15 protein-coding genes are annotated in these 23,053 nt (G+C 46.9%); 6 read left to right on the forward strand and 9 right to left on the reverse strand.

The genetic code is table 11. The annotated features are described in order from the left end of the window. Nucleotides 1-119: 119 nt before the first annotated feature. Entirely contained in the window at nucleotides 120-1,352 is a 1,233-nt protein-coding gene (gene lysA, locus C943_RS04975) for a diaminopimelate decarboxylase (protein WP_008624884.1), read from the forward strand. Nucleotides 1,353-1,538: 186 nt separating this feature from the next. Here lysA and C943_RS04980 read toward each other — a convergent pair whose 3' ends face one another. Continuing rightward, nucleotides 1,539-2,096 (reverse strand): DUF2911 domain-containing protein, encoded by a 558-nt coding sequence (locus C943_RS04980; protein ID WP_008624885.1) that lies wholly within the window; start codon nucleotides 2,094-2,096, stop codon nucleotides 1,539-1,541. 379 nt (nucleotides 2,097-2,475) lie between these two features. Between C943_RS04980 and C943_RS04985 the strand changes: the two genes are divergently transcribed. Next, nucleotides 2,476-3,015: a hypothetical protein gene (locus C943_RS04985; RefSeq protein WP_157198432.1), complete on the forward strand. Its 540-nt coding sequence runs from the start codon at nucleotides 2,476-2,478 to the stop codon at nucleotides 3,013-3,015. Between the two features lie 73 nt (nucleotides 3,016-3,088). Next, entirely contained in the window at nucleotides 3,089-3,886 is a 798-nt protein-coding gene (locus C943_RS04990) for a hypothetical protein (protein ID WP_008624897.1), read from the forward strand. A gap of 82 nt (nucleotides 3,887-3,968) precedes the next feature. On the opposite strand, the gene C943_RS04995 is transcribed toward C943_RS04990, so the two are convergent. From C943_RS04995 to aspS, 3 genes are all read right to left on the reverse strand, one after another. Further along, entirely contained in the window at nucleotides 3,969-4,505 is a 537-nt protein-coding gene (locus tag C943_RS04995; protein WP_008624899.1) for a dihydrofolate reductase family protein, read from the reverse strand. Nucleotides 4,506-4,835: 330 nt separating this feature from the next. Next, a complete protein-coding gene (locus tag C943_RS05005) occupies nucleotides 4,836-7,733 on the reverse strand; it encodes an outer membrane beta-barrel protein (protein ID WP_008624902.1) in 2,898 nt (965 codons plus the stop codon). A gap of 208 nt (nucleotides 7,734-7,941) precedes the next feature. Continuing rightward, nucleotides 7,942-9,699, reverse strand: a complete 1,758-nt coding sequence (aspS, locus tag C943_RS05010; RefSeq protein WP_040479078.1) for an aspartate--tRNA ligase — start codon at nucleotides 9,697-9,699, stop codon at nucleotides 7,942-7,944. 296 nt (nucleotides 9,700-9,995) lie between these two features. Here aspS and C943_RS05020 point away from each other — a divergent pair, with 296 nt between their 5' ends. Further along, nucleotides 9,996-11,276, forward strand: a complete 1,281-nt coding sequence (locus C943_RS05020; RefSeq protein ID WP_040479079.1) for a peptidoglycan DD-metalloendopeptidase family protein — start codon at nucleotides 9,996-9,998, stop codon at nucleotides 11,274-11,276. A 241-nt stretch (nucleotides 11,277-11,517) separates the two neighbouring features. On the opposite strand, the gene C943_RS05025 is transcribed toward C943_RS05020, so the two are convergent. The 5 genes from C943_RS05025 to C943_RS21960 form a co-directional block, all read right to left on the reverse strand. Further along, the gene (locus C943_RS05025) at nucleotides 11,518-13,872 is read right to left on the reverse strand and encodes an OmpA family protein (RefSeq protein WP_245545511.1); all 2,355 of its coding nucleotides are present in this window, start codon (nucleotides 13,870-13,872) and stop codon (nucleotides 11,518-11,520) included. Between the two features lie 2 nt (nucleotides 13,873-13,874). Further along, nucleotides 13,875-14,849, reverse strand: coding sequence for a PorP/SprF family type IX secretion system membrane protein (locus tag C943_RS05030; protein WP_008624910.1), 975 nt, complete (start codon nucleotides 14,847-14,849; stop codon nucleotides 13,875-13,877). Between the two features lie 12 nt (nucleotides 14,850-14,861). Next, a complete protein-coding gene (locus tag C943_RS21670) occupies nucleotides 14,862-19,451 on the reverse strand; it encodes a DUF7507 domain-containing protein (RefSeq protein ID WP_008624911.1) in 4,590 nt (1,529 codons plus the stop codon). Nucleotides 19,452-19,469: 18 nt separating this feature from the next. Then, a complete protein-coding gene (locus tag C943_RS05040; RefSeq protein WP_040479080.1) occupies nucleotides 19,470-19,991 on the reverse strand; it encodes a hypothetical protein in 522 nt (173 codons plus the stop codon). 223 nt (nucleotides 19,992-20,214) lie between these two features. After that, nucleotides 20,215-20,469, reverse strand: a complete 255-nt coding sequence (locus tag C943_RS21960; protein WP_040479081.1) for a hypothetical protein — start codon at nucleotides 20,467-20,469, stop codon at nucleotides 20,215-20,217. Between C943_RS21960 and C943_RS05050 the strand changes: the two genes are divergently transcribed. Together C943_RS05050 and C943_RS05055 are read left to right on the forward strand one after the other, a co-directional pair. Then, nucleotides 20,468-21,904 (forward strand): aldehyde dehydrogenase family protein, encoded by a 1,437-nt coding sequence (locus C943_RS05050; protein ID WP_008624914.1) that lies wholly within the window; start codon nucleotides 20,468-20,470, stop codon nucleotides 21,902-21,904. The two genes, C943_RS21960 and C943_RS05050, sit on opposite strands and share 2 nt — an antisense overlap. A 50-nt stretch (nucleotides 21,905-21,954) precedes the next feature. Further along, nucleotides 21,955-23,052, forward strand: coding sequence for a DmpA family aminopeptidase (locus tag C943_RS05055; RefSeq protein ID WP_245545514.1), 1,098 nt, complete (start codon nucleotides 21,955-21,957; stop codon nucleotides 23,050-23,052). Nucleotide 23,053 lies beyond the last annotated feature (1 nt).

The following is a 23,053-nucleotide window of genomic DNA, read 5'->3' on the forward strand; positions in this document are numbered from 1 at the left end:
ATATCGCAGTGGAATGCTTCTTGGTACATCATACTTGGTACTATTTCCCGGTCTCAAATCTCCCTTCTCGCGTCTGTTTCGCCACCATTTCCTATCTTTGCCGCTCAATCTTCGATCAGATGGAAATTCAGCACGAGCAATACAGGATTCAGGGAATAGCCCTGACAGATTTGGCAGCAACTTACGGAACACCTTTGTATGTATACGATGGGGAAAAAATTCTCCAGAAGGTCTCCCTTTTGCAAAAAGCATTCTCTACCGTCACCCTAAGGATCAAGTTTGCGACGAAAGCGCTTTCCAATATCAATATCCTGAAGCTGCTGAAAAAAGCCGGCACAGGCGCCGACGCCGTGTCGATCGAAGAAGTGAAGCTCTGCCTGCATGTGGGTTTCCAGCCGCATGAGATCATGTACACTCCCAATATGGTTTCCTTTGCCGAAATCCAACAGGCCGTAGACCTCGGCGTGATGATCAATATCGACAACATTCCGATGTTGGAGCAGTTCGGCGCCTATTACGGTGGGCAGGTACCCGTCTGCATTCGCCTCAATCCGCACATTTTGGCCGGGGGGAATGCCAAAATCTCCGTAGGGCATATCGACAGCAAGTTTGGGATTTCGATTCTCCAGTTAAAAAATATCCACAAAGTGGTCGAAGCCTATGGCATTCAAGTTACAGGCCTGCACGTCCATACGGGATCAGATATCTTGGATGCGGAGGTGTTTCTGAAGGGTGCTGAAATTCTGTTTGAAGCCGCGATGGATTTCAAGGACCTGAAGTTTTTGGATTTTGGGGGTGGATTCAAAGTGGCTTACAAACCCGGCGATATCGCCACCGACATATTGGACGTGGGGGAAAAAGTCTCAGCGGCATTCAAGGATTTTTGTCAACAGTACGGCAGGGAATTGGAAATCTGGTTTGAGCCAGGCAAGTTCCTCGTATCCGAAAGCGGCTACCTCCTTGTCCGCGCCAATGTGGTGAAATCCACACCAGCTTCCACTTTTGTAGGCGTGGACTCCGGTCTCAACCACCTGATTCGCCCGATGATGTACGATGCCTATCACAGTGTCGTCAACGTCTCCAAAACCGAAGGCCCAGAGCATGTCTATACCATCGTGGGTTACATTTGCGAGACGGATACCATTGCCGCAGATCGTAGACTGAAAGAAGTCGAAGAAGGTGACATCCTTGCCATCAAAAACGCGGGCGCCTATGGCTTTACCATGTCCTCCAATTACAATTCAAGGCTCAGGCCAGCGGAAGTATTGATACTCGATGGCAAGGCCCGGCTTATCCGCGAGCGTGAAACCTTCGATGATATCCTCAGGCACCAGATCGATGTGGGGATTTGACTCATTCCGGCCATTTGTAGTGGCTACCCCAACCGCCTTGAATGCTTCGTCTTAGCTCCTTTCCAGTCGCGTGTGGACGCAATCTTAATCAACAAGGTGGTAAAAGGAGTGCTCAACAAGCGGGACGGCTCCCGTATTCTTCAGTTATTTGAACCATCCTGTGCCAAACCCAACGACCACTGAAGGTTAGTCCCCGGCGGAGACAACTGGGATAACCAGCTGCACGTTGCTCCACTCAAAATACAGCAGCGCACCACCATCAAGTCCAGCTTCGATGCGGGTGGTAAACTGCTCCACGGGAACCACTGGCCGGGCAACGGGGACTTCCGTCACCAAGACATCCTTGCTGTAGTCGGGCTCCCAAGCACCCCAATTTCCCAATGCGGAATTCAAGCCGACTTTGAAAGATTCTGCGCCGGGAATTGCATACATGCTATAGGTACCAGCCTTGAGTGGTACACCATTGAAAGTCACATCTTTGCTGAATGTAATCTCGGTAGCCTCATTGGCACCCAAGCGCCAATAGCTTCCATAAGGTTGCAGCGCTTCCTCTTCCTCGGTACCAAAAATCACCCGACCCCTGACCGAAGGACGGCTGTAGTTGACAGCGATTTGCAATCCATCTACATCCAATTCCGCTGTGCCCGGAGGACTCAGGGTGCGGTTGCGATGGTTGGCATAAAAAAACAAGGCTGTAAGCGCTACAAGCAAAATTCCAAGTCCGATGAGTACCTTTTTCAACATGACGTTTTGTGTTTGAAGTGTAGGGAAATGTACGAATTAAAAGCGGTTGTGACAACGTGCCAAGTGATAGTGCGGAGATCATACGAACGGCTTGATGGACATTGGAATCGTCATCGGGTAGATTGAATTGCATCAAATCAGAAAATCGTTTTTGTCCCAAAAATATTTTCCCCGACTGATGCAACCTGGATACACCTATCAACATCTTCCAATCATGAAACTCAACTGTCCAAATTCGTACATCACTTTCGATTTAAATTGCAAAATAAAGAATTGAAAATCAACATATTAAAAATGTGGGCGCACAATTTGGAAGTGTACGGACGTCCTTTCTTTCGAAGGCATAATGATACTAAACCAACTTAAACAAATCAAAACCATGAAACCAACTGTTTCACCTCAACAGCACGCCGGTGCTTTTTCGGACCGGATCGAATCTTTCGCCAAGCCAACTGCGGGAGCACTCCGTTTTGGTCGGCTTTTCCTGGCTTTACCCTTGATGGGTCTTACGCTGCTATCGGCCTGCAGTCCGGATGAAGACGTCGCACCTCCAGCCAACAACAAAATGGAACACCGAATCGAATTCAGCATCGCCAAGGCCAAGGAATACAATGAGATCATTTATGACGATGCAAAAGCCGAACTCAACCTGACGATTTCGGTCGAGGATCTGCGCAACGGCAGCAACACGATTCTTTGGGACACGGTGTTCAGTCTCCGCCATCTCAGGGAATTCCCAGCACCGGATGCCCCTTTGGTTATCAAAAAAGACATTTCGCGCATCGCAGCTGCCCATGAGGCGCTCCGCCTTTCCAACAGCACCCGCTACTTTGATCGCAACAATACCACTTGGGCAGCGGCAGAGAGCGAAATCGTCCCCAGGGACTTTCCGAGGGCAAAAGTGGAAATCGCGCTTTAATCCACTGTTTCCGCAGCCAACAGCCAAAGTCTGAGGATTCAAAAATCAATCACGAACTGCTTATTTGAAGACCATGAAGCTCAATTTCTTCATTTTCATATGTATTGCCGTTTTGGCAGCCTGTAGTCCCATGAACCTTGCGCTGCAGGGTGAGGATTGGGAAGGACACGATATGCTCGCCGTAAGCGGACGCACGGGAATTCTGGTCAACCAGAAACTTGCCTTCGGTGAATACCAAACCTTGGATGTCCGTCGGTCTTGGACCAAGGGCCCAAATGGGTATTCCGGGATTGGCTTTGGGAACTATGGCACGGGGGAATACCTGAACATCATCGGCCGGGAATACATTGACAGGAAACAGACCATCCGATTTGACCTTTCTGATGGCGCTGACTTGGGGTCCTCGGTGTTCTGTGTTTCCAAGTTCCAAGCTTCAAACCTGCTCATTGGAGATGATCGCGGGCTTCTTTCCGTGGGAATAGACCTGCTCGAGCTTAAGAATGGAAATTCCTCGAGTCTGTTTTTTGCCCAGATCTACACACCTGCTGCTGCTGAGCCGTGGCAACTCATCCTCAACAACGATCGGGTGCAGCGCCAGCCACGGGATTGTGCGGGCACGATTTCAAGAAGCAATGGGGATTACTACACGATTTTCCCGGTTTCGAGTGTGCTTGGCAAAAATGGTCAGGCGCTCCAAATGCCTTTTGGCGCGATGGGACTTGAGATCAGAGATGCCACAGGTCGCCCGCTTGCCGCGGTCAACTTGTCCGACAAGGGCCAAGTATATCTGGCCCAAGGTCTCGATCGGGAGGAGAGATTTCTGATGGCCAATATCTGCACGGCTTTACTGCTGCAGGAGGTGATTGGCTAGCAAAGACGCCCAGTTGCAAAAAACCTGTGCTGATCGGTGTAAAAGAAACCCCTTTTCGCGGTGCGAAGAGGGGTCAGATCTTTTACTTCAACCGCTGATAGGTAAGCGTGACCACTCCCGTTTCAAGGGTTTTGGTATCCTTCAACTGCCAGTTGGATTGAATTTTATTTCCGGGAAATAGCGGTATCCCCTCCCCGAGAATAGTCGGAATAATGGCCAAAATGAGTTCGTCCAAAAGGTCCTGGTCCAAAAAATAGCTGACAAGATTCCCTCCACCGATCAGCCAGATATCCTTATCAGCCGTGGTTTTGAGATTTTTCACCAATTCCCCCAGATCCGAATGGATCGGAAAAGTATCCGGCGTCGTGCAGCGATAGCTTGGGTCGCTTGATGCGACATAGGACTGCAGGCCGATATAGGGCCAATCGACCCCGAAGCCAAGAATCTCCTCATAGGTTTTTCTTCCCATGATCGTGGTCCCGATACCCGCGAGGAAATCAGCGTAGCCGTAGTCCAGTCCGTTTGGGTTGGGATGGTTTTCCAACCAATCCAGCCCGCCATCGTTGCGGGCGATCTTCCCATCCAAAGAAATGGCGATATAGAGGATGAGTTTGGGCATGATGTTCGGTCTTGCAAATTGCGGACAAAGGATCCGAAAAATAGCCATGTAAATGGAAGATTCTCAATCAAAAGGCAAGCAAATTAGTCTACAATATTCCGTAAAAAAGTCTCTTTTTTTGGGTGGCAATGTAGTTAATCTTTATTCCAGTATTCGCGTCCCAAACACCATCTGTCAAACATTTCTCAGATGCCGACTTTGTCAAGATCAAGCTGTCGCAGAAATCCGCGATCAAGGATTGCACAAGTCTCGATTTCCAAAAATCGAAAAAAGAAAATAGAAGGGCTGCCAAAAAGCAAAAAAGCGTCAATTGACGCCTTTTTTCGGGACCTACCAAGTCCTTCCTCCGCCACCGCGCCAAGGCATACCCCCTTGGTTTTCTTGTTGGGTTTGGGGCTTGAAGTTGCCGATGTTATAAGTGAATGTAAGCATGGCATAGCGCTGCAGCACAACTGTGAATGTATCCTCGATTGCCACGTCGGTCACTGTCCTCCCGATGGCGTTGTTTTGGTTGAGCAAATCAAAGACCGTCATCTTCAATTCGCCCTTACGGTCTTTCATAAACCTGTAGCCCGCCTCGATATTCCAAAGCCATACAGATTGGTCTAAGTTTGCGGAAAGACCACTGTACAGAGAGTTGTTAACGATATTGGAGATAAATAGCTTCCCTTGGTTGGGAGAGTAGTACAAGCGGATATTGGAGTTTTGGATATAGTAGTTTTGATCCAAGGTCGGCTGTAGGGTACTGTTCACGATGGTGTAAGTACCAGTCGTTGATACCGTGAAATCCAGATCCTTGCTGATATTGCTCGTGAGCGTGATTCCTTGGCTGAGGTCGATGTTGTTGTTGAAATTTTTCTGCAGGTTGATAATACCCGGCGTCCTGTTGTAGGCGATACTTGAATTGAGGTTGAACTGTGACTTCAGCTTTTTGATGGGCGTACCGTAGGTCACAAACAACCTGGATCTGAAGTTCCCCTGCAGGTTTTCCGGCCTGCTGATTTGTCCTCCCGAGCGCAACAAGACTTCCCCGTTGATCAGCGTATCACTCTGCGCCACAAAGGTGCTGGTACCGATAAAGTCCTGGTTGTAGTTTGCAAACAGGAAGGTGAAGAAGGTTTTAGACTTGGCAAGGTTGATTTTGGAGAAATTGGTGAACACGTTGTGACTAAATGACTGCCCCAAGTTTGGGTTACCGACCGACAACTGCAGCGGGTTTTGGTTGTTGATCACATTCTGCAACTGGTTTACGCTAGGCTCTTGGGTGTTGGTCCTGTACCGCAAGCGGAAGGAAGTTCCTTTCTCCTGATTCCGGTAATTGGCGTTGAGTCCGGGGAGAAAATTACTGAAGCTTTGGTTAAAAGTCCGCTCCAAGGGGAAAAAGCTTTCGTTGTTTTGGACCGCGTATTGGTAGTCTAGGTTGGCATTGAAATTCCAATCCTTCAAGCGGTAGCTGATACCAGCACTCGGTCTTTGGATGATAAACTTGTTGTCAAAAACGTTGCTCAAAGCAGTATCCAAGACCATAATACCCATCTCCGGCATTAAGCTGAATGTCCTTTGGTCAGCCGAGGTTTTGTTGTTCCCGACCTGATAGGAAAGCGTAAGGAGGGATTTATCGCTCAAAGCTTCTGTGAATTGAAGCGTTGCCCGGTAATTGAATCCGTCAGAAAGTCCGAATGTCTCCTGATTGATCGTGTCGTTGATGTCGCGGATATAATCCCTATTGGCGGCGATCAGGTCAGAAAGTTGGTCCCTTTTGTTCCAAGATGTGAATATAGTCGTGGAAAGTGTCCGCCCTTGTTTGTCGAATTTGTACCTGTAGACAAAATTGTTGGAAAGCGCGTAGCCATCGGTAGTGGCATTAGACCTCGAAAGAGTCGAACTCAAGGGTTCCCGATTCACATTGAAGTTAAATCCTGCCCGGTCGATGAAAGTTGAATTGCTTTGAAAATTCAAAGACGGCGTGACAATAATGGCATGCTTCGGAGTGATGTCATATTCAATCCTGGCATTGACACGGTGGTTGTTGTTTTTGACCGTATTGATGAGGTCCTCTTCGTAGTACTGCCTGTTGGTCTCAGAAAGAATAATCTCCCGATTGGTAAGTTTATTCAAGTTGTTTCTGGTCGAATTGAAAAAATAGCTACCGGTGAGATTCATCTTCTGCCCAATCTTGTCGCTATAGTTAAGACCCAAAGCGCTCGTGGTGATGATACCTTGGTCTTGGCCTACGAGGAAGTTGTTGTTGCCTCCTCCCCAGCCTTGGCCTCCAGGACGACCCCCTCCTCCGCCGGGTCCACCGCCACCTGGGCCCCGGTTTCCACCGGAAGCTCCTGCATTCACTCCCACCAAATCCTGGCTGGAGAAATTCTGCTGGTTGATGTTGTTGAACATCCCGATGATCGAAATACGTCTCGCACCTTTGAAGATGTTGTAGTTACCCCCTGCCGAATACCTATCGTCAGTACCATATCCACCATAAATCCTTCCAAACTGCCCGCTGTTTTTGTCAGGTCTGGTGACGATATTGATCGTACGGGAATAATTGCCGTCATCAAAGCCCGTAAGCCTAGACTGGTCGGACCTCTGGTCCAAAATCTCGACCCTGTCTACCACGTCAGCAGGCAGATTTCTCAAGGCCATAAACGGATCGCTTCCGAAGAACTCCCTGCCATCAACCAATACACGTTGCACCTGTTCGCCTTTTGCCTGGATCTCGCCGTTTTGGATCGTTACTCCCGGCAATTTTCTGACCAAGTCTTCAGCGTCTGCATTTTCACGGGTTTTGAAGGCATTGGCATTGAATGAAGTCGTATCTCCCTTGACTTCACCTACTGGCACCTGACCCTCGATGACGACTTCGCCGAGCAACTTGGTGTCCTCCACCAAAAGGAGTGTTCCCAAATCCAGCGGGTTTCCTCGGTTGTGGGTTTTGCTGATCTTCTGATAGCCTAAAAAAGTGATCTCTACAACTACGGTAGGAATGAATGGTCTGCTGACCTCAAAGGTTCCATCAGCGCCCGTGACTGCGGAAACCAACAGGGAGTCGGTGACCGTTTTTACCTGCACGACCGCGCCAATCATCGGCTGCTGGTTGGGTCCCTCGACCACCTTTCCTTTCAATAGAATATTTTGCTGTCTGCCCTCTCCTCTTTGTGCCTGCAAATCAGCGGCATAGAAAAATGCCAAAAACAAGAAAAATAACTTAATGGTAGAAACTCTCATGGTTCTTTGTTTTTCAATCCATGTTTAGACATAGCCAGCTCCCAAAAAGTTTAAGGAATTTTAACAGTTGTTGTGAGTGGACTAAAACTAGGTTAAATGGTGATGGCACTTGATATAAACCCTCACTCCTAAGACAGAAAAGTAAACCCCCTTTTCGCGCCACTGATTGGAGATGAAAAGGGGGAAGAAAGATTGGTGGTTTGAGCCTTTACTTGGTAGCTATCGCAACTTGAATCGACAATTCCTTCAATTGCTCCTCGGCAATAGTGCTTGGGGAATCGATCATCACGTCCCTTCCCGAGTTGTTTTTAGGGAAAGCGATATAATCCCTTATGGAATCCGAGCCGCCAAAAATCGCGCATAAACGATCGAAACCAAAGGCAATCCCGCCGTGCGGTGGAGCTCCGTATTCAAAAGCCTCCATCAGGAAGCCAAACTGCTTTTGGGCTTCCTCGTCCGTGAAACCGAGATGCTTGAACATCAATTGCTGGGTTGCACGATCGTGTATTCTGATGGATCCTCCACCGATTTCGACGCCGTTGATGACCATGTCATAGGCGTTGGCCCTAACGGCGCCCGGGTCAGTCTCCAGCATCGGGATGTCTTCCCTTTTTGGCGAGGTAAATGGATGGTGCATAGCATGGAAGCGCTTGGTCTCCTCGTCCCATTCCAACAATGGAAAATCAACCACCCAAAGTGGCTTGTACACCGACTTGTCACGCAAGCCGAGGTCTTCGCCCATCTTCAGCCTGAGTTCGGACATTTGCTTGCGGGTCGCTTTTTCGTCCCCACTCAGCACCAACATCAGGTCGCCTGGCTCTGCGCCCATTACGTCTGCCCATGCTTTCAAGTCTTCTTGGGAGTAAAACTTGTCAACAGTCGACTTCAGCGATCCATCTGTGTTGAATTTGACATAAACCAAGCCTTTGGCGCCGATTTGAGGCCTTTTGACCCAATCGGTCAATTCATCCAATTGCTTGCGGGTATATTCGGACGCGCCTTTGGCACAAATGCCTATGATCAGTTCCGCTTGGTCAAAAATGGAAAATCCTTTGCCTTTTGCCACAGAATTGAGTTCCGCAAACTTCATATCAAATCGCAAATCAGGTTTGTCGTTGCCATAAAATTTCATGGCTTCTGCGAAGGTCATCCGTTTTACCTCCTCGAGCTCGATGCCCTTTACATTTCTGAACAAATGCCTTACCAAGCCTTCGAAAGTATTCAGGATATCCTCTTGCGTCACAAAGGACATCTCGCAGTCTATTTGCGTAAACTCCGGCTGCCTATCCGCACGTAGGTCCTCGTCACGAAAACACTTCACTATCTGAAAATAACGGTCAAAACCACTTACCATCAACAGCTGCTTGAAAGTCTGTGGGGATTGGGGTAGGGCGTAAAATTCACCTGGGTTGACACGGCTGGGGACGACAAAATCCCGGGCACCTTCGGGCGTGGACTTGATCAGAACCGGCGTTTCCACCTCGATGAAATTTTGCCCATCCATATACTTCCGCGTCTCCTGCATCATGCGGTGACGAAGTTGCAGCTTTTCACGGACCACGTTTCTTCTGAGATCCAAATACCGGTATTTCATGCGGAGCTCATCCCCGCCGTCTGTCTCATCTTCAATGATAAATGGAGGAACCTTGGCAGGATTCAGGACTTCGATAGCCGACACACGGATCTCGATGTCGCCGGTAGGCATTTTGTCGTTTTTGGCGGCGCGCTCTACGACTTTTCCTTTTGCCTGAATGACAAATTCCCGGCCGAGCGAAGCCGCTTTATCCAACAGCTGCTTATCGGTAGAGCCTTCCTCCAAAATCAATTGGGTAACACCGTATCTGTCCCTCAAGTCGACCCAAATCAGGCCTCCTTTATTTCGCACCTTCTGCACCCAACCGGCAAGCGTTACTTCCTTATTGGCATCTGAAATCCTTAACTCTCCGCAAGTATGTGTCCTCAACATGTTTTTGAATCGTATTTTTTGAAGTGGACAAAGATAAACAAAGCGAAAGGACTATTCTAAAATGCCCCTGACAATGAGAAAAGATTTTTCTGCCGCTGTACTTCAAGGTCTATGCATTTCCCAAGCAGATTTTTGCAGCTTATTTCATCAAATTTGCCCTTGAATTTTTCTTGTTTAAAATTGCTCTTTTTCAAGACGCTGATATCAAATTCTTTACCTTGTAAAATTTGATTTTTATTTGGATTTTGGGCTTGAATTGAATTCCTTTGAAAAAAACACCTCATTTCACCCAGATTATGACTAGAAAGAATTGGATTTTTACAGCTTCAGTGATCTCCCTAGCGGCGGTATTTTCAGTTTATATTTTCCCAAAAAAGTCTTCTGAACAAGAGATTGTTTCCGAACAACCGCTCCCCGAAATCGTCGAACAAGAAGAGTTGGTATACGGCATCAATGTCAAGGGTTTGGATGTGGTCGAAGGCGTGGTCGGAAAAAACCAGACCCTCGCGAGCATATTGGCTCCATTCAATGTGCCCTACCAAATCATCGACGAGATAGCCCGAAAATCCAAAGATATTTTCGATGTCAGGAAAATCGCCTTCAACAAAAAATTCACCATTCTAACAGACAAAGACAGCTCGCTTGCGCAGTTTTTCATTTATGAACCAAATCCGGCAGAGTTTGTGGTTTTCAAGTTGGATGAGGGGGAAGTTTACAAAGAAGAAAGGCCGGTGGAGTGGAGAAAGGTCGAGCTCGGTGGTGAAATCTCCAGCAATCTCTATGTCAACATGACGGAATTGGGCATCAGCCCGGATTTGATTGACCAGTTTGCTGATCTATACGGCTGGGTAGTAGATTTCCAAAGACTTCAGAAAGGCGACAAGTTCAAGGTGGTGTTCTCAGAGAAGGTGGTCGAAGGTCAGGTCATCGGCATCGGTGATATCGAAACTGCCTACTTCGAGCACATGGGCGAACCTTTTCACGCGATTCCTTTCGAGCAAAACGGAGAAAAGTCGTTTTTCGACCAAAATGGGAACAGCTTTAAGAAGGCCTTCCTTAGAGATCCTCTAAAGTACACCCGCATCAGTTCCCGCTACAACCTCAATCGGTTCCATCCAGTGCAAAAGCGCTACAAAGCACATTTGGGTACAGACTACGCTGCTCCGACCGGAACTGAAATAAGGTCTGTGGGAGATGGGACGGTAGTCGAAGCAAGGTATACCAGCGCCAATGGAAACTTTGTGAAAATCAAACACAACGGAACCTACACTACCCAGTACCTCCATATGTCCAAAATTGCCTCAGGCATGAAACCTGGTGCACGTGTGAAACAAGGACAGGTAATAGGGTTTGTCGGCAGTACAGGTTTAGCCACGGGCCCACACCTTTGCTTCCGCTTCTGGAAAAATGGGAAGCAGGAGGACTGGTTGAAGGAAAAAATCCCACCTTCAGATCCGATTTCAAAAGATAACCGTCTGGCTTTTGACCAGGTCAAGATGGAGAAAATGCAACAAATAGCTGCAATACCTTATTCCAAAGCAGATGGCATTCTTTTGGCAAAGAACAACCAGAAATAAAGGAAATTAGATTTTAACTTGATAAGCATTTCGGAAACGGGATGCTTTTTTTGTTCCCCCAAAGCCTGCGGCCTTTTCGGTGAAAAAGTTAAATCAAGCGCCAACTTGGGCGTATCCTTTTTTGATGCAGACTTTTTACTTGGATTCATCTTCGTTTGGACATAAAAAAAAGGACCTCCCAGAAGGAGGCCATTTTTACTTATCTATCTCGCAAGTTGAAAAAATAAACTCTTACATATCTTTAGTTTCCTTTTAGGATCAGTTCCGTCCTTCTGTTTTCCTGATGCATGGCTTCTGTACAGGCTTTTGTGCCACAATCATGTATCGGTCTCGACTTTCCAAACCATTCATATTTCAGTCTAGATGCATCCACTCCCTGCCTGACCAAATAGTCCATCACTGCTTTTGCACGCCTTTCCGCCAACTTCATATTGTATGCTTCATTTCCCCTTTGGTCCGTGTGACCTGCCAGGTAAAGTTGGAGATTTTCCTTCGTTTTCATGACAAAGCTAACGCGATCCAAGTCCGTCTGGTGCTGCGGTCTGATTGCAGCCTTATCGAAATCGAAGTAGATATTCGGAACCGTGATCAATTCCTTTGACAACAAATCCGTCAGGGGGCTTAAATCACAAGGATCTTCCAACTCAAATCCACTAGGCAAACTGTACTGCTTGTTCCTGTCCGAGAAAGCCTCCAAAATCAGCTCGCTGCGACGATTTTGTTGGTGCAGATTTTCCGGACATGGCTTACCATCCCCACAATCATTGACCGGCTGCTCTTCACCAAACCAAGCAAGCGTTATTCGCTCAGGTGCAATTCCCTTGGCTACAAGGAAATCACTCACAGCCTTAGCCCTTTTCTCGCTCAATCTCTCGTTGTACACGTCCGATGCACGAGCATCTGTATGTGATGTCACCTTCAGGTTCAGAAAATCATGCTTCAACATCAGGTCAGCCAATTTTCCCAAGATATCCTCCGCCTGAGTTTTGAGGTAAGATTTGTCGAGATCGTAATACACGATGTCCGACCAAACCTGCAAACCATAAGGAATCCGCGCCAAACGGTATTCCCGCCGAAGCGTATCACCCTCAAGTCCGATTGTAGTCAAAGAACTATCCTTGATGGAAAAGAATCCGGGCTTGGAAATTTGAAGCCAAAAATCCTGCTCAGGCTCCAAGTCCGCGGATATTTCACCATTGCCCAATCTGCGGGTTTCAACAATTTGTCGGGTATTTGCCTGACCTAACCTAACATCGAGATTCTCTGCAACTATCACCCCGTCACAATCCAAAACTTTGGCCAACAAAATTTTGTAAAGGTCCTGAATGAAATAGATATCATCCATACCCAAACCACCTTCCCGATCTGAACTCAAATACCTCTTTCCATCCGACGCAACGTAGAAAGCAAAATCATCGCGCGTGGAATTGAAGGGAACACCCAAATTTTGGACATCTGAAAATACTCCCCCGTTCTGGTCTGCACTGAAAATATCCATTCCGCCCACACCCGGATGACCTTTTGAGGAAAAGTAAAGTTTTCCTGCCTTAATAAATGGATGACTTTCGTCTTCCAGGGTGTTAACGCCAGGACCCAAATTGACAGGTGATCCAAAATTCAGGTCTTGGTCAAAAGTTACGTAATATAAGTCAAATCCACCAACACCGCCCGCCATATCTGAAGCAAAATAAATTCTGCCTGCTTGCTCGTCGACAAAGGGATTTTGTATCCCATTAACCGTGAAGTTGTTTAAGGGAAACGGCCTGCTTCCCGAAATCTGTCCATTGTCTCCAAGTGTTCCGAAATAGATTTCCGGTTGGATTGTGTATGCCCGTTTCTTTTTGATCTTCCTGACATCCCTAAGTACTGTATAAAAAACCAGGCCCTTACTCGGCATCGGCGCGAAGTCAGCCACATGCGCAGCATCGGTCAAGTCTGATTGCAGGGTTGTTGCTTCACCATCTTCACTTTGTTGATAGATTTGGAAGAAAGGACGCTCATTGAAGTTACTTTTATCCCCACTTGGCAAGCTGTTCTTCGCATCTAATCGTATGCCCTTTTTCTGGGTCGGAGTGATGGTCCCACGATCGCTTGAGAAATACTTCGTGCCACTTTCATCCAATTTCAACCCTTGGTCGGAACCATCTGAGTTTACTCCATCGACAGGAAGCAAGGCCACCCTTGCCGTTCCTGCTTGGAGCTTTCTGATCAAATCAAAATCCAACTCTGGGAAATCCGCCTCAGTGAATCCAGATTTGGACAAGATATCCTCCACTTCGGAAAGTTTGCCAAGCTTCAAAGCAGCTTGAAGGTAGGCTGAATAATCGGTCCGCTCGGCCTCAGCGAATGCCACTGTTTTTTCCCACCATTCGAAAGAATTGTTGTAGTCCTGAATCGTTGTAAATGCCTGGGCCGCATTTTTGGCCGTGGTATATCTTGGTTTTCTTTGATATGCCTGGGTGTACACCTCAGCCGCATGGGCGTAATTTTCAAGCCCAAGCTGCTTGTCGGCATATTTGAGCAGGCGGTTTTGGCCTAGGACCGGTGAAACCATACAAGTACACAGAAGTGAAAAAATCAGAACGTATTTTTTCATGCTTAAAACCATCTTGGATTTTTCATTGTCACCTTCCTTGGCGTTAGATAGTACCCTACCGAAAACTCATGGGAATTATTCCTGGCATTTTGGAGTACATTGAGGTTTTGGTCGTAGGCATATCCTACCCTTAGACTCTCTGTAGCAAAAACCTCCACAATAAAAGCGATCGCATTTCTTCTACTCAAAGAGCTTTCCAAATCATCATTTCCGACATGCATATTGGTCCTGTAGGATGCGCCGACCCAGATTCGTTCTGAAAAAAGCACCATGCCGTTTAGGTCGACATTTGTTGGTGATCCTTTTACTTCCTTGATTAAAAAGGAAGGCTTTATCTGAATCGCATCGGTGATGGGGAAAATCCCGCCGGCAGTCAGAAAGATGTGGAAATCATGCATCGAAAGGGCGATATCCTCACGTTCGAGAGCTCTTCTGCCAATCAGGTTGTAAGCGCTCAGACCGCCATAAAAACGATTGTTGTGGAAGAACAAACCCATGTTCATGTTGGGGGTAAACATGTTGGTGATTCCTTCGGGAATCAAAATATCACCCTCATCTATTGGATTCATTTTGTCACTGTTGAGCTGGTATTCCGAAACCCCCGCACTCGCACCGAGTGCCAGATACGAATCGTGACCCGTCTGTATTCGATAGGAATAAGTCAAAAGTCCGGTCGTCGTCCTCGTCGGGCCCAATTGGTCTGTCAAGATCGAAGCCCCAAAACCCATCATTCCCTCATTCGCACTCAAGTCCGCCGTGACCGTAAAGGTCTGTGGTGCACCCGGGAAATTCATCCATTGCTTTCTGAACGTACTTTGTATGTAGCCTTGGTTTTTGTACCCCGCATATCCTGGGTTGATGTGCAATCCATTGAAGATATACTGGCTGAATTGAGGCAATTGTTGCGCAGAAGCTGACAAGGCAGTCATCGCCACCACAACCAAGCTGAAGTAAATGTGAATTGCTGATTTTTTCATCCCCTCTATCGATTAATCTTTGATGACTTGAATCCAACCCTTGAACTCTTGAACCTGACCATTGCTGTCAGTACCACGTAACACGAAGAAATAGGTCCCTGCTACCAATCCATCAGCCGTCCAATTGTTGTCGTAGTTTCTTTGCTCGTACACGTGGTCTCCGTACCTGTTGAGGATCACAATCTCGTTGGATGCAAACTTATTCAAGCCTTGGATAACAAATCTGTCGTTTTTACCATCATTGTTTGGCGTGATCACATTTGGTATAAAGAACTGTTTCACGGTGTTTACATCTTCAGCGGTATTATCATCCGGATTTACATCGTTTTCTTCTGCCTCTACATTTACCCGGTTGACGATTGTATTGGAAGCAGAACCATTAAGCTGATTGGCTTTGACTTTTACATAGATTGTCACGATCGCGCTTGCAGGCATTGAAGGTATCGTGTATTTCAATGTCGATCCTGAGAGCTCTTGGTTGACCTGAATTCCGTTCGGATTGCTTTCAAACCTGCTGCTGACATAGGTCACGCCACCTGGTAGTTTGTCTTCGACGACCACATTGGTTGCGGGCGTTCCGCCGACGTTTCTGACCACGATTTCATATTCAAACTCATCTCCCTCAAAAATCTCCACACCGTTGGAAGTCTTCGTCACACTCAAGTCCACATCAGAGCTTACCAATCGGAAAGTGATGATCGCGTCGTCGGTATTGGTTGGATTCAAGGCTTCTGACAGGACATATCTCAGTCGGTATTCCCTTGCCTCGTTGAGGCCAGGAATCAAGCTCAACTCGCCTTTTTCATCCAGAATCAATCCGAGGATACCATCCAAGTCAACGATCTCAAAGTTGACATCTTCCCAATTGACGGCCTTGCCATCCAATAGGTCATTGGTAAGGATATTACCCAACACGCCTCCGTACACTACCGGGAATTCACCGAAATTATCATCGTTCGCAATGATTTCTTTTTTACCTGCATTGACAGTCGCTGTGTCGGTATTTTCGACTGTGTCTCCTTTTGAATCTTCAGCGGTGACAAACACGGTATTCAAAACTGAACCCCTTTCGATATCTTCCAAAGTGACTGTGTAGTTAGTCTGGAAGGTCACGGACTGTCCAGGTGTTAATTTTTCGATAGGCTCTTCCAAGCCAGTCAAAGGATCCTTGACGAGAACGTTGGTAAGGGTCGTATTTCCCGTATTGGTTACTGTAATTGTGTAGGTTACAACTTGACCCACCGCTGTGAATTCCGTAACGTTCGCAATTTTTTCCACCGCAATTGCACTATTGAATTCAGCCGGAACTTCCACGCTTCCTTCTTCTTCGAGCTCTCCTGCTGTAGCAACCGCGACGTTGAGGATGCCGCCGGCATCTATATCAGCTTGGCTGACGGAGTAGGAAGTTATGATGTTGGAAACTGCACCCGGAGCAAGGCTCACCAAGGTCGTATCCAAATTGGTCAAGGGATCACGCACTACAACATCGAAAAGCGTAACATTACCAGTGTTGGTGATTGTCAATGTATAGGTGACAAGCTCGCCGACTTGGCTCACTGTGCTCTTGTCCGCTACCTTGACAATGCTGATTCCGGGGTTGGTAACAAAAACCTGTACATCGTCATCGGAAGCAGAAACTTCATCGCCATTCACGGTACCCGAAATGGTTGCCACGTTGGTAAAAGAACCTGCGTCAATATCATCCTGTGTCAAAACATGCTCAGCGGAAAAAGTGGTGCTATCAGTTTCACCTGGACCAAGAATCGCGAGCGGGCCTCCAACGACGGTAACTATAGGGTCAGTCAAAGTGATGTTCTCAACTGGTACAGTTCCTGTATTTTTGATAATAAAGGTGTAGGCAATTTTGTCCCCGACGTTGGTCTTTCCATTTTCATCGACATCAACAAGCGAGCCCTTTTTCTCCAACTCAAGCCCGCAGGTATTTACTGAGATAGTCACGAGAGCCCTTTTTCCAAGGCAGTCAGCAGATGGTCCTTCGGCAACCCAAACTTGGGTTGTTCCAAGGACAGAACCATCAACAGTGAAGTCTTCCAAGGCCTCTCCACCTGTTTCGGAAGCAAAGAAAAACACGGTGAATGCTTCCTCGCTATCAGCGTTACTTGCCGAAATAAGATTCTTGAGTGATGGAATGGTCGCTCCTTGGCAGAAAGTCAAGCCAAATCCTTGTGGAACATTGGGAACTGTATTGACATTGGTCACATGCAACCTGAATTCATACACGCAGTTGCTCGAATTTGCTGGGATCGCATAGTAGGTGCCGCTGATTGCAGGGAATGGGTTTTCCTCTGTAATTTCCTGATCACGGGTCCGATCTGGTCCTTTAAAGAACCGAACGCCCACAGGGAATGATCTTCTAATTTCACTCAAGGGCACACCAGCTTCGGAATCAACGTTGCAAAAGTTAAAGTCCCGGAAAAGTTCTGTTTCTGAGCAGTTCTCCAGAACCCACTCTGAAGCTCCGGAGATCTTCACCACGATGGCCTCCTGAATCGGCTCACCTGCGCAGGCACCATCCAAGAATCCTTGTGTCAAAGAGATTCCGTCGAAAGACGTTTGGGAAACCCCACCTTTTCCTGAAATCAAGCCATTGACTGAAACGAATGGATCGCAATCGACCTCAGATAGTATAAAACAATCTTCCGTTGTCTTGAGGGTGTAGAACAACTTGGCCAAAACTGTATTCAGATCTTCGGCCAAAGGCAACTCTCCCAATTCCCAAACAATCGCACCTGTTGCTCCCAAGTTTGGATCAAAATAGGGGGCTTTGGCATTTGTCGGTTCAAAATAAATCTCCTGTCTAGCACTAACAAATGTGGCGGTAAACGGAATCGGAATGATGACTTTACCGTCTTGCACATGCTCCGTTCCCAAATTTTTGATCTCCAGGGAATATGCAATCTCTTGGCCAGGCTGAGCTGTTAGTTCGGTACCTGGAGTTTCGCCATTGATGGCTTCTATTTGGTTGAATCCTTGGATTTCGGGAACATAAGCATCTACAGCAAAAGCAATGGTGTAGATATTGTAGGTATCCTCGTTGGAACCGTATCTAAAAGTTGTCGAAGTCTGACCATTGGCGATAATGGAGTTATCCGGGTTAGGCACGTTCCACATCGCAATGTCGATTCCGGTGCTGTTATCCAAAAACGGATTACGTGGATTGTCTACCAAGTTGTTGTTTTCATCCAACACGGGTGTATAAATGGATGAATTGAAAAAGTTATTTGGGCTGTTAAGTGCATGCTGTAGTCTTACCCATTCGGTATTGGCAGCATTTCTGACTTCGAAGAAATCCCCGCTCAGTCCCCTATCGCCTTCACCGACCATCACACCAAGCTTAAGGTTCACAGCGCCATTGTCTGCTGCCTGAAAACCACTGATTACAAACTCCTGACTTACCGGTTCGGCTTCGAAAGTGGGCCTCATATAAGAATAGCCATCAAAAATGGTCACATCCCTCCAGTTCATCTTGGAGTTTTCGTAAACCACGATGATGCCCCAATGACCGAAGTATCCAACGGCACCGCCATTGCCTTCCACCAAGGCCAAGTCGGCTACGGTGTATTCGCCGATACCATGTAGTTTGACATATTGTGTAATGTCCGCATAGCCTGCGTACATTTCTTGGAGCTCATTGACCGGGAAAAGAATTTGATTATTTGAAGCAGAAACTGTGGAATAGGAATCGGCTCCTGGGCCTTTTATTTTCACTTTTGCTTTATTCAAAGTGACTTTGTTCTCAACGATTGGATAAAATATCCCTTCGACGGTGATTCTGGCAGAAAAATCCTCGGTCTGAAAATCAGCGGTCACTCCTTCTGTCCTGGTATTTCTTTGGAACTGATCAATCTTGATGGTCATGCTGCCATCTTGGATCACAATAGGTTCGAAAGTTGAAGTTCTCAGCGAACCATTGATCGCCGTGGTTTGGTTGGGAATCGAGGTGTAGGAACCTGAAGTACCGACCCTGTACCTTACGGGATTGTTGTTATTATTGGAGAATTGAAACTGGTAGGTATCTCCTCCTTTTTTGGAAACAAAGGAGTATCGTGGATATCGGGATCCTTCAGCACCATTTCTATCGATCACCAATGTGTAATGGGTATTGGGCAAATCGAACGAGTGGTACACCACATGGTCCTGTTTTTCGACTTGGATGGGTTCGCCATCTTTTGTGCTTGCTACCACATCAAAAGTCTGACCGATTCCGGGCTTTGCACGGCCCGACCAGTACAATCCCGCATAAATAATCTCTGAGCAGTTTGGATCGGCGCCGTTTTCACGGGAAAACACCAAGGTGGACGAAGATGAGTTTACTGTTCTTTCGTCATTGTCCACGTCTACGTAGACCATGGTATTGTTGGAGTTGTCCACCCTGTTTTCATAGTCCAACAAAGTCATGCTGGTATTTCCTATGATGGTGAAGTCACCCTTGATCTTAAAAATGTTATTCTGTGGCGCTGGATTGCCAACACGATGCTTGAAAGGAACCCTATTCACTTGTTGGCCAAAAGCAGCCGAACCAATCACTAGCAGTGCGAAGAAACCGAGTCCTCTGAGGAGATATTTTTGAAGCCTTTTCATGGGATATCAGTTTTGAGGTTAAAAATTGGATACTACCTGAAACAATAAAACGATATCGCCATCTTCATACCCCGAGACCATGGCGCTTACTTCGGAAGGCGTCAGGTCTACTTGGGATTGAATGAAAACATATTGCAAATTTACGAAAGAGGCCAAAGTGTTTGGGTTTAACCTTACCCGTCCTTTTTCATCAGCATTTTCAAGATTGATTTGGAGGAATTTCACCGCACGGTTTTGTGAACTTTCACCCTTCAGATTCGTGAGTGAAACAACGTCGGTGACAAGTTTCTGGGCATTTTGAGGTGCATCAGCGACTATCATGCCTTGCTTCCAAGTCGCAGTGGGCACATTGTCGAAAACAAAACCCCTAATGACTTCAGAGTTGTTGGAGTTTTTATCCTCAAGAAATTTTCCTAGTTCAATTGCATCCTGTGCAAAAACAAATACTGGAATTGACAAGAACAGTACAGACAATACAAAAATCTTTAGGAAGGTTTTTTGTAAAGACACTGATTCCGCGAGATAGTTAGAGTTCATCATGACTTGATGTGATTAAGAATCAAAATGGGTGGCCTAGTTGAGATAGATTAGAGCCGTTTTACTTTAAATGGATGACAATGGGTGTTGTCTAAGCATTTATTTGCATCAAAAATACACTTAATTGTTTTTTATTTCCAAACGTTTTACAAAAAAATTTTCATGAAATGCATTTTTTTGCATTTATCCTGAGCTTAACAATTAAGTCATTAATTAGATTAATCAATTATTTTTTTGAAATAAAAAAAGGGCTTTTTAGCCCTTTTTGATTTTTGAAAGTTTTTCTTTCTTTAATTGCTGAAGATACTCTTTGATTACCCTCAGTCGCTGATTGTCTCCCAAAAATAGTTGAGGAACAATCCTGTCCAAGCTCCACTGCATATTTTAATAGATTAAGGTGATAATGCTCAAACGGTTTTTCCAAAGATTTGGTTATTTGGGCGCATTGTTGGAAATTGATTTCACTATCCAAAATAGCCATGTTACTCAACCAAGAAATCGATTTGTTGGAATCCAAAATCGATAAGCTCTTCGATTTACAGAAAAGGCACTCCATATCATTGCGGAAAAGTACGGTTCATGAGCGCTTGGGCCATATCAAGCGGCTCCGAGAATGGGTGCTGTCCCACAAGGAGGATATCCAAAAGGCGCTCTATGCCGACTATCGCAAGCCTTACACCGAGACCGATATCACGGAGATTTATCCGGTTCTATCTGAAGCCAAACATTTTATAAGCAATCTGGCCCATTGGATGAAGTCCAAGCGGATGCCCACCCCCCTCACCTTTTTGGGCACCAAGGCACAAACCCAATATGAACCAAAAGGCGCCAGTCTTATCATCGCTCCGTGGAATTATCCATTCAATCTGGCCATCGGTCCGCTCGTTGCTGCCCTGGGCGCGGGGTGTACCGCGATCGTCAAACCTTCCGAAATGACTCCCCATACTTCTGCATTGATTAGGAGGATGATAGGCGAGCTATTTGATGAGCAAATGGTCGCAGTCGTCGAAGGAGGCGTCGAGGCCAGCCAATTGCTGCTATCCAAGCCTTTTGACCACCTCTTCTTTACTGGGAGTCCTGCTGTGGGCAAAATCGTCATGAAAGCCGCCGCCGAGCACCTGACATCCGTAACCTTGGAACTTGGAGGAAAGTCGCCAGCCATTATTGCCGAAGATGCCAATCTGAAAGATGCAGCCGAAAAGATTGCGGCTACCAAGTTCCTCAACTGTGGTCAAACCTGCATCGCGCCCGATTATGTTTTTATTCCGAATTCCAAACGTGATCCCTTCCTGCAATATGTGAAGGAGGCGATCGATTCTATGTACAAAAGTGGTAAGAAGGGTATTGAAAAAAGCCCGGACTATTCACGCATTGTAAATGAACGTCACTTCAACAGAATCATGCACTTGCTTCAGGATGCCAGTGAAAAAGGGGCAAAGATTGAAATCGGTGGCAAAAGCATACCTGAAGAGAATCTACTGGAACCCACGGTCCTGGTGGATATCAATCCAACTATGTTGGTCATGCAGGAGGAAATTTTTGGGCCAATTCTACCCGTAATGGTGTATGAGAACTTGGAGCAGGCCTTGGCCTTGGTCAACGAAATGCCAAAACCCCTGGCCCTTTACGCATTCTCCAACAGTTCCCGAACGATTCGCCATATATTCGAACAGACCTCCTCGGGCGCTTCGGTGGCTAATGATTGTGCGCTGCATTTTTTGCATCCGGAGCTTCCCTTTGGCGGAGTCAACAATTCCGGTATCGGTAAATCGCATGGGGTTTTCGGATTTCTGGAGTTTTCCAACCAGAAAGCTGTCTTGGAACAAAGGATTGGCTTCACCGCAGCGAAGCCACTTTTCCCACCATACAATATGGCCAAGAAAAAGATGATCGAGGGATTGTTGAAATGGTTCTGATGAAAGAAGGCGGTATCCCTTTCAAGATTCTGTTTTACCTCACTCTATCAATGGGTATGATTAACCAGTCGATGGCCCAAGGACGCGCAAGGGATTTTGGCATCCGCATTGGCATATTGCCGACGGGCAGCCAAAACGCAATCACCGATGTCGCTGGCATCAAAGTGGGCCACCACACAAAAATCGAAGGAACCAATATCCGAACCGGGGTCACGGCTATTCTTCCGCACGAAGGAAACTTGTTTCAGGAAAAGGTACCAGCCGCGGTCTTTGTCGGGAACGGTTTTGGAAAACTGGCGGGAGTCACCCAGATCGAGGAACTCGGCAATCTAGAGTCTCCCATTATCCTGACCAATACACTGAGCGTCGCTGCAGGCATCACAGGGATAGTGAGCTACACGCTCTCCCAACCCGGAAATGAAAACGTCCAATCCGTGAATGCGGTCGTCGGTGAAACGAATGACGGCTACCTGAACGATATCCGCGGTAGACATATCACCGAAGCTGATATCTTGGCTGCCATCCATACCGCTTCGTCGGGACCCATAGCCGAGGGGAATGTAGGCGCAGGTACGGGCACGGTCTGCTTCGGATTTAAAGGTGGGATAGGAACTGCTTCCCGGCAACTTCCCGCCTCCTTAGGTGGCTACACGGTCGGCGTCTTGGTCCAGAGTAATTTCGGCGGGGTGCTGCAGATCGATGGGGTTCCGGTAGGCGTCGAATTGGGACAATACTCATTTTCAGAGCACATCACGTCAGCTGATGGTTCTTGCATGATCATCGTCGCCACCGATGCGCCTGTATTGGAAAGAAACCTGAAACGGATGGCACAGCGGGCCATGATGGGCCTCGCCAAAACGGGCGGTATCGCATCCAACGGTTCGGGTGATTATGTCATTGCGTTTTCGACTTTTGGAAAAAACCGTATCTCGCACCAAAACCCCCCACTCAAAGCCCTCCATCATGAAGAGCTGGCGAATGAGGACATGAGCGCACTTTTCCTTGCGGTCATAGAAGCAACGGAGGAAGCTATCATCAATTCGCTGTTTGCCGCGCAGGATATGGAGGGAAAAGATGGAAGAAAAATCTATGCCCTTCCCAAAGAAAAAGTCCTCGAAATCATGAGGAAATACGGGAGGATCGAGTAAG

Origin of the sequence: Mariniradius saccharolyticus AK6, from assembly GCF_000330725.2 — a bacterium.
GTDB lineage: Bacteria > Bacteroidota > Bacteroidia > Cytophagales > Cyclobacteriaceae > Mariniradius > Mariniradius saccharolyticus.

Excerpts from the sequence above, each read along its gene's own strand:
- C943_RS05030 (WP_008624910.1), bottom strand. The coding sequence starts at position 14,849 with ATGAAAAAATCAGCAATTCACATTTACTTCAGCTTGGTTGTGGTGGCG.
- C943_RS05005 (WP_008624902.1), bottom strand. The coding sequence starts at position 7,733 with ATGAGAGTTTCTACCATTAAGTTATTTTTCTTGTTTTTGGCATTTTTC.
- C943_RS21670 (WP_008624911.1), bottom strand. The coding sequence starts at position 19,451 with ATGAAAAGGCTTCAAAAATATCTCCTCAGAGGACTCGGTTTCTTCGCA.
- lysA (WP_008624884.1), top strand. The coding sequence starts at position 120 with ATGGAAATTCAGCACGAGCAATACAGGATTCAGGGAATAGCCCTGACA.
- C943_RS04980 (WP_008624885.1), bottom strand. The coding sequence starts at position 2,096 with ATGTTGAAAAAGGTACTCATCGGACTTGGAATTTTGCTTGTAGCGCTT.
- aspS (WP_040479078.1), bottom strand. The coding sequence starts at position 9,699 with ATGTTGAGGACACATACTTGCGGAGAGTTAAGGATTTCAGATGCCAAT.
- C943_RS04995 (WP_008624899.1), bottom strand. The coding sequence starts at position 4,505 with ATGCCCAAACTCATCCTCTATATCGCCATTTCTTTGGATGGGAAGATC.
- C943_RS05050 (WP_008624914.1), top strand. The coding sequence starts at position 20,468 with ATGTTACTCAACCAAGAAATCGATTTGTTGGAATCCAAAATCGATAAG.
- C943_RS04990 (WP_008624897.1), top strand. The coding sequence starts at position 3,089 with ATGAAGCTCAATTTCTTCATTTTCATATGTATTGCCGTTTTGGCAGCC.
- C943_RS05025 (WP_245545511.1), bottom strand. The coding sequence starts at position 13,872 with ATGAAAAAATACGTTCTGATTTTTTCACTTCTGTGTACTTGTATGGTT.
- C943_RS05055 (WP_245545514.1), top strand. The coding sequence starts at position 21,955 with ATGGGTATGATTAACCAGTCGATGGCCCAAGGACGCGCAAGGGATTTT.
- C943_RS04985 (WP_157198432.1), top strand. The coding sequence starts at position 2,476 with ATGAAACCAACTGTTTCACCTCAACAGCACGCCGGTGCTTTTTCGGAC.
- C943_RS05040 (WP_040479080.1), bottom strand. The coding sequence starts at position 19,991 with ATGATGAACTCTAACTATCTCGCGGAATCAGTGTCTTTACAAAAAACC.
- C943_RS05020 (WP_040479079.1), top strand. The coding sequence starts at position 9,996 with ATGACTAGAAAGAATTGGATTTTTACAGCTTCAGTGATCTCCCTAGCG.
- C943_RS21960 (WP_040479081.1), bottom strand. The coding sequence starts at position 20,469 with ATGGCTATTTTGGATAGTGAAATCAATTTCCAACAATGCGCCCAAATA.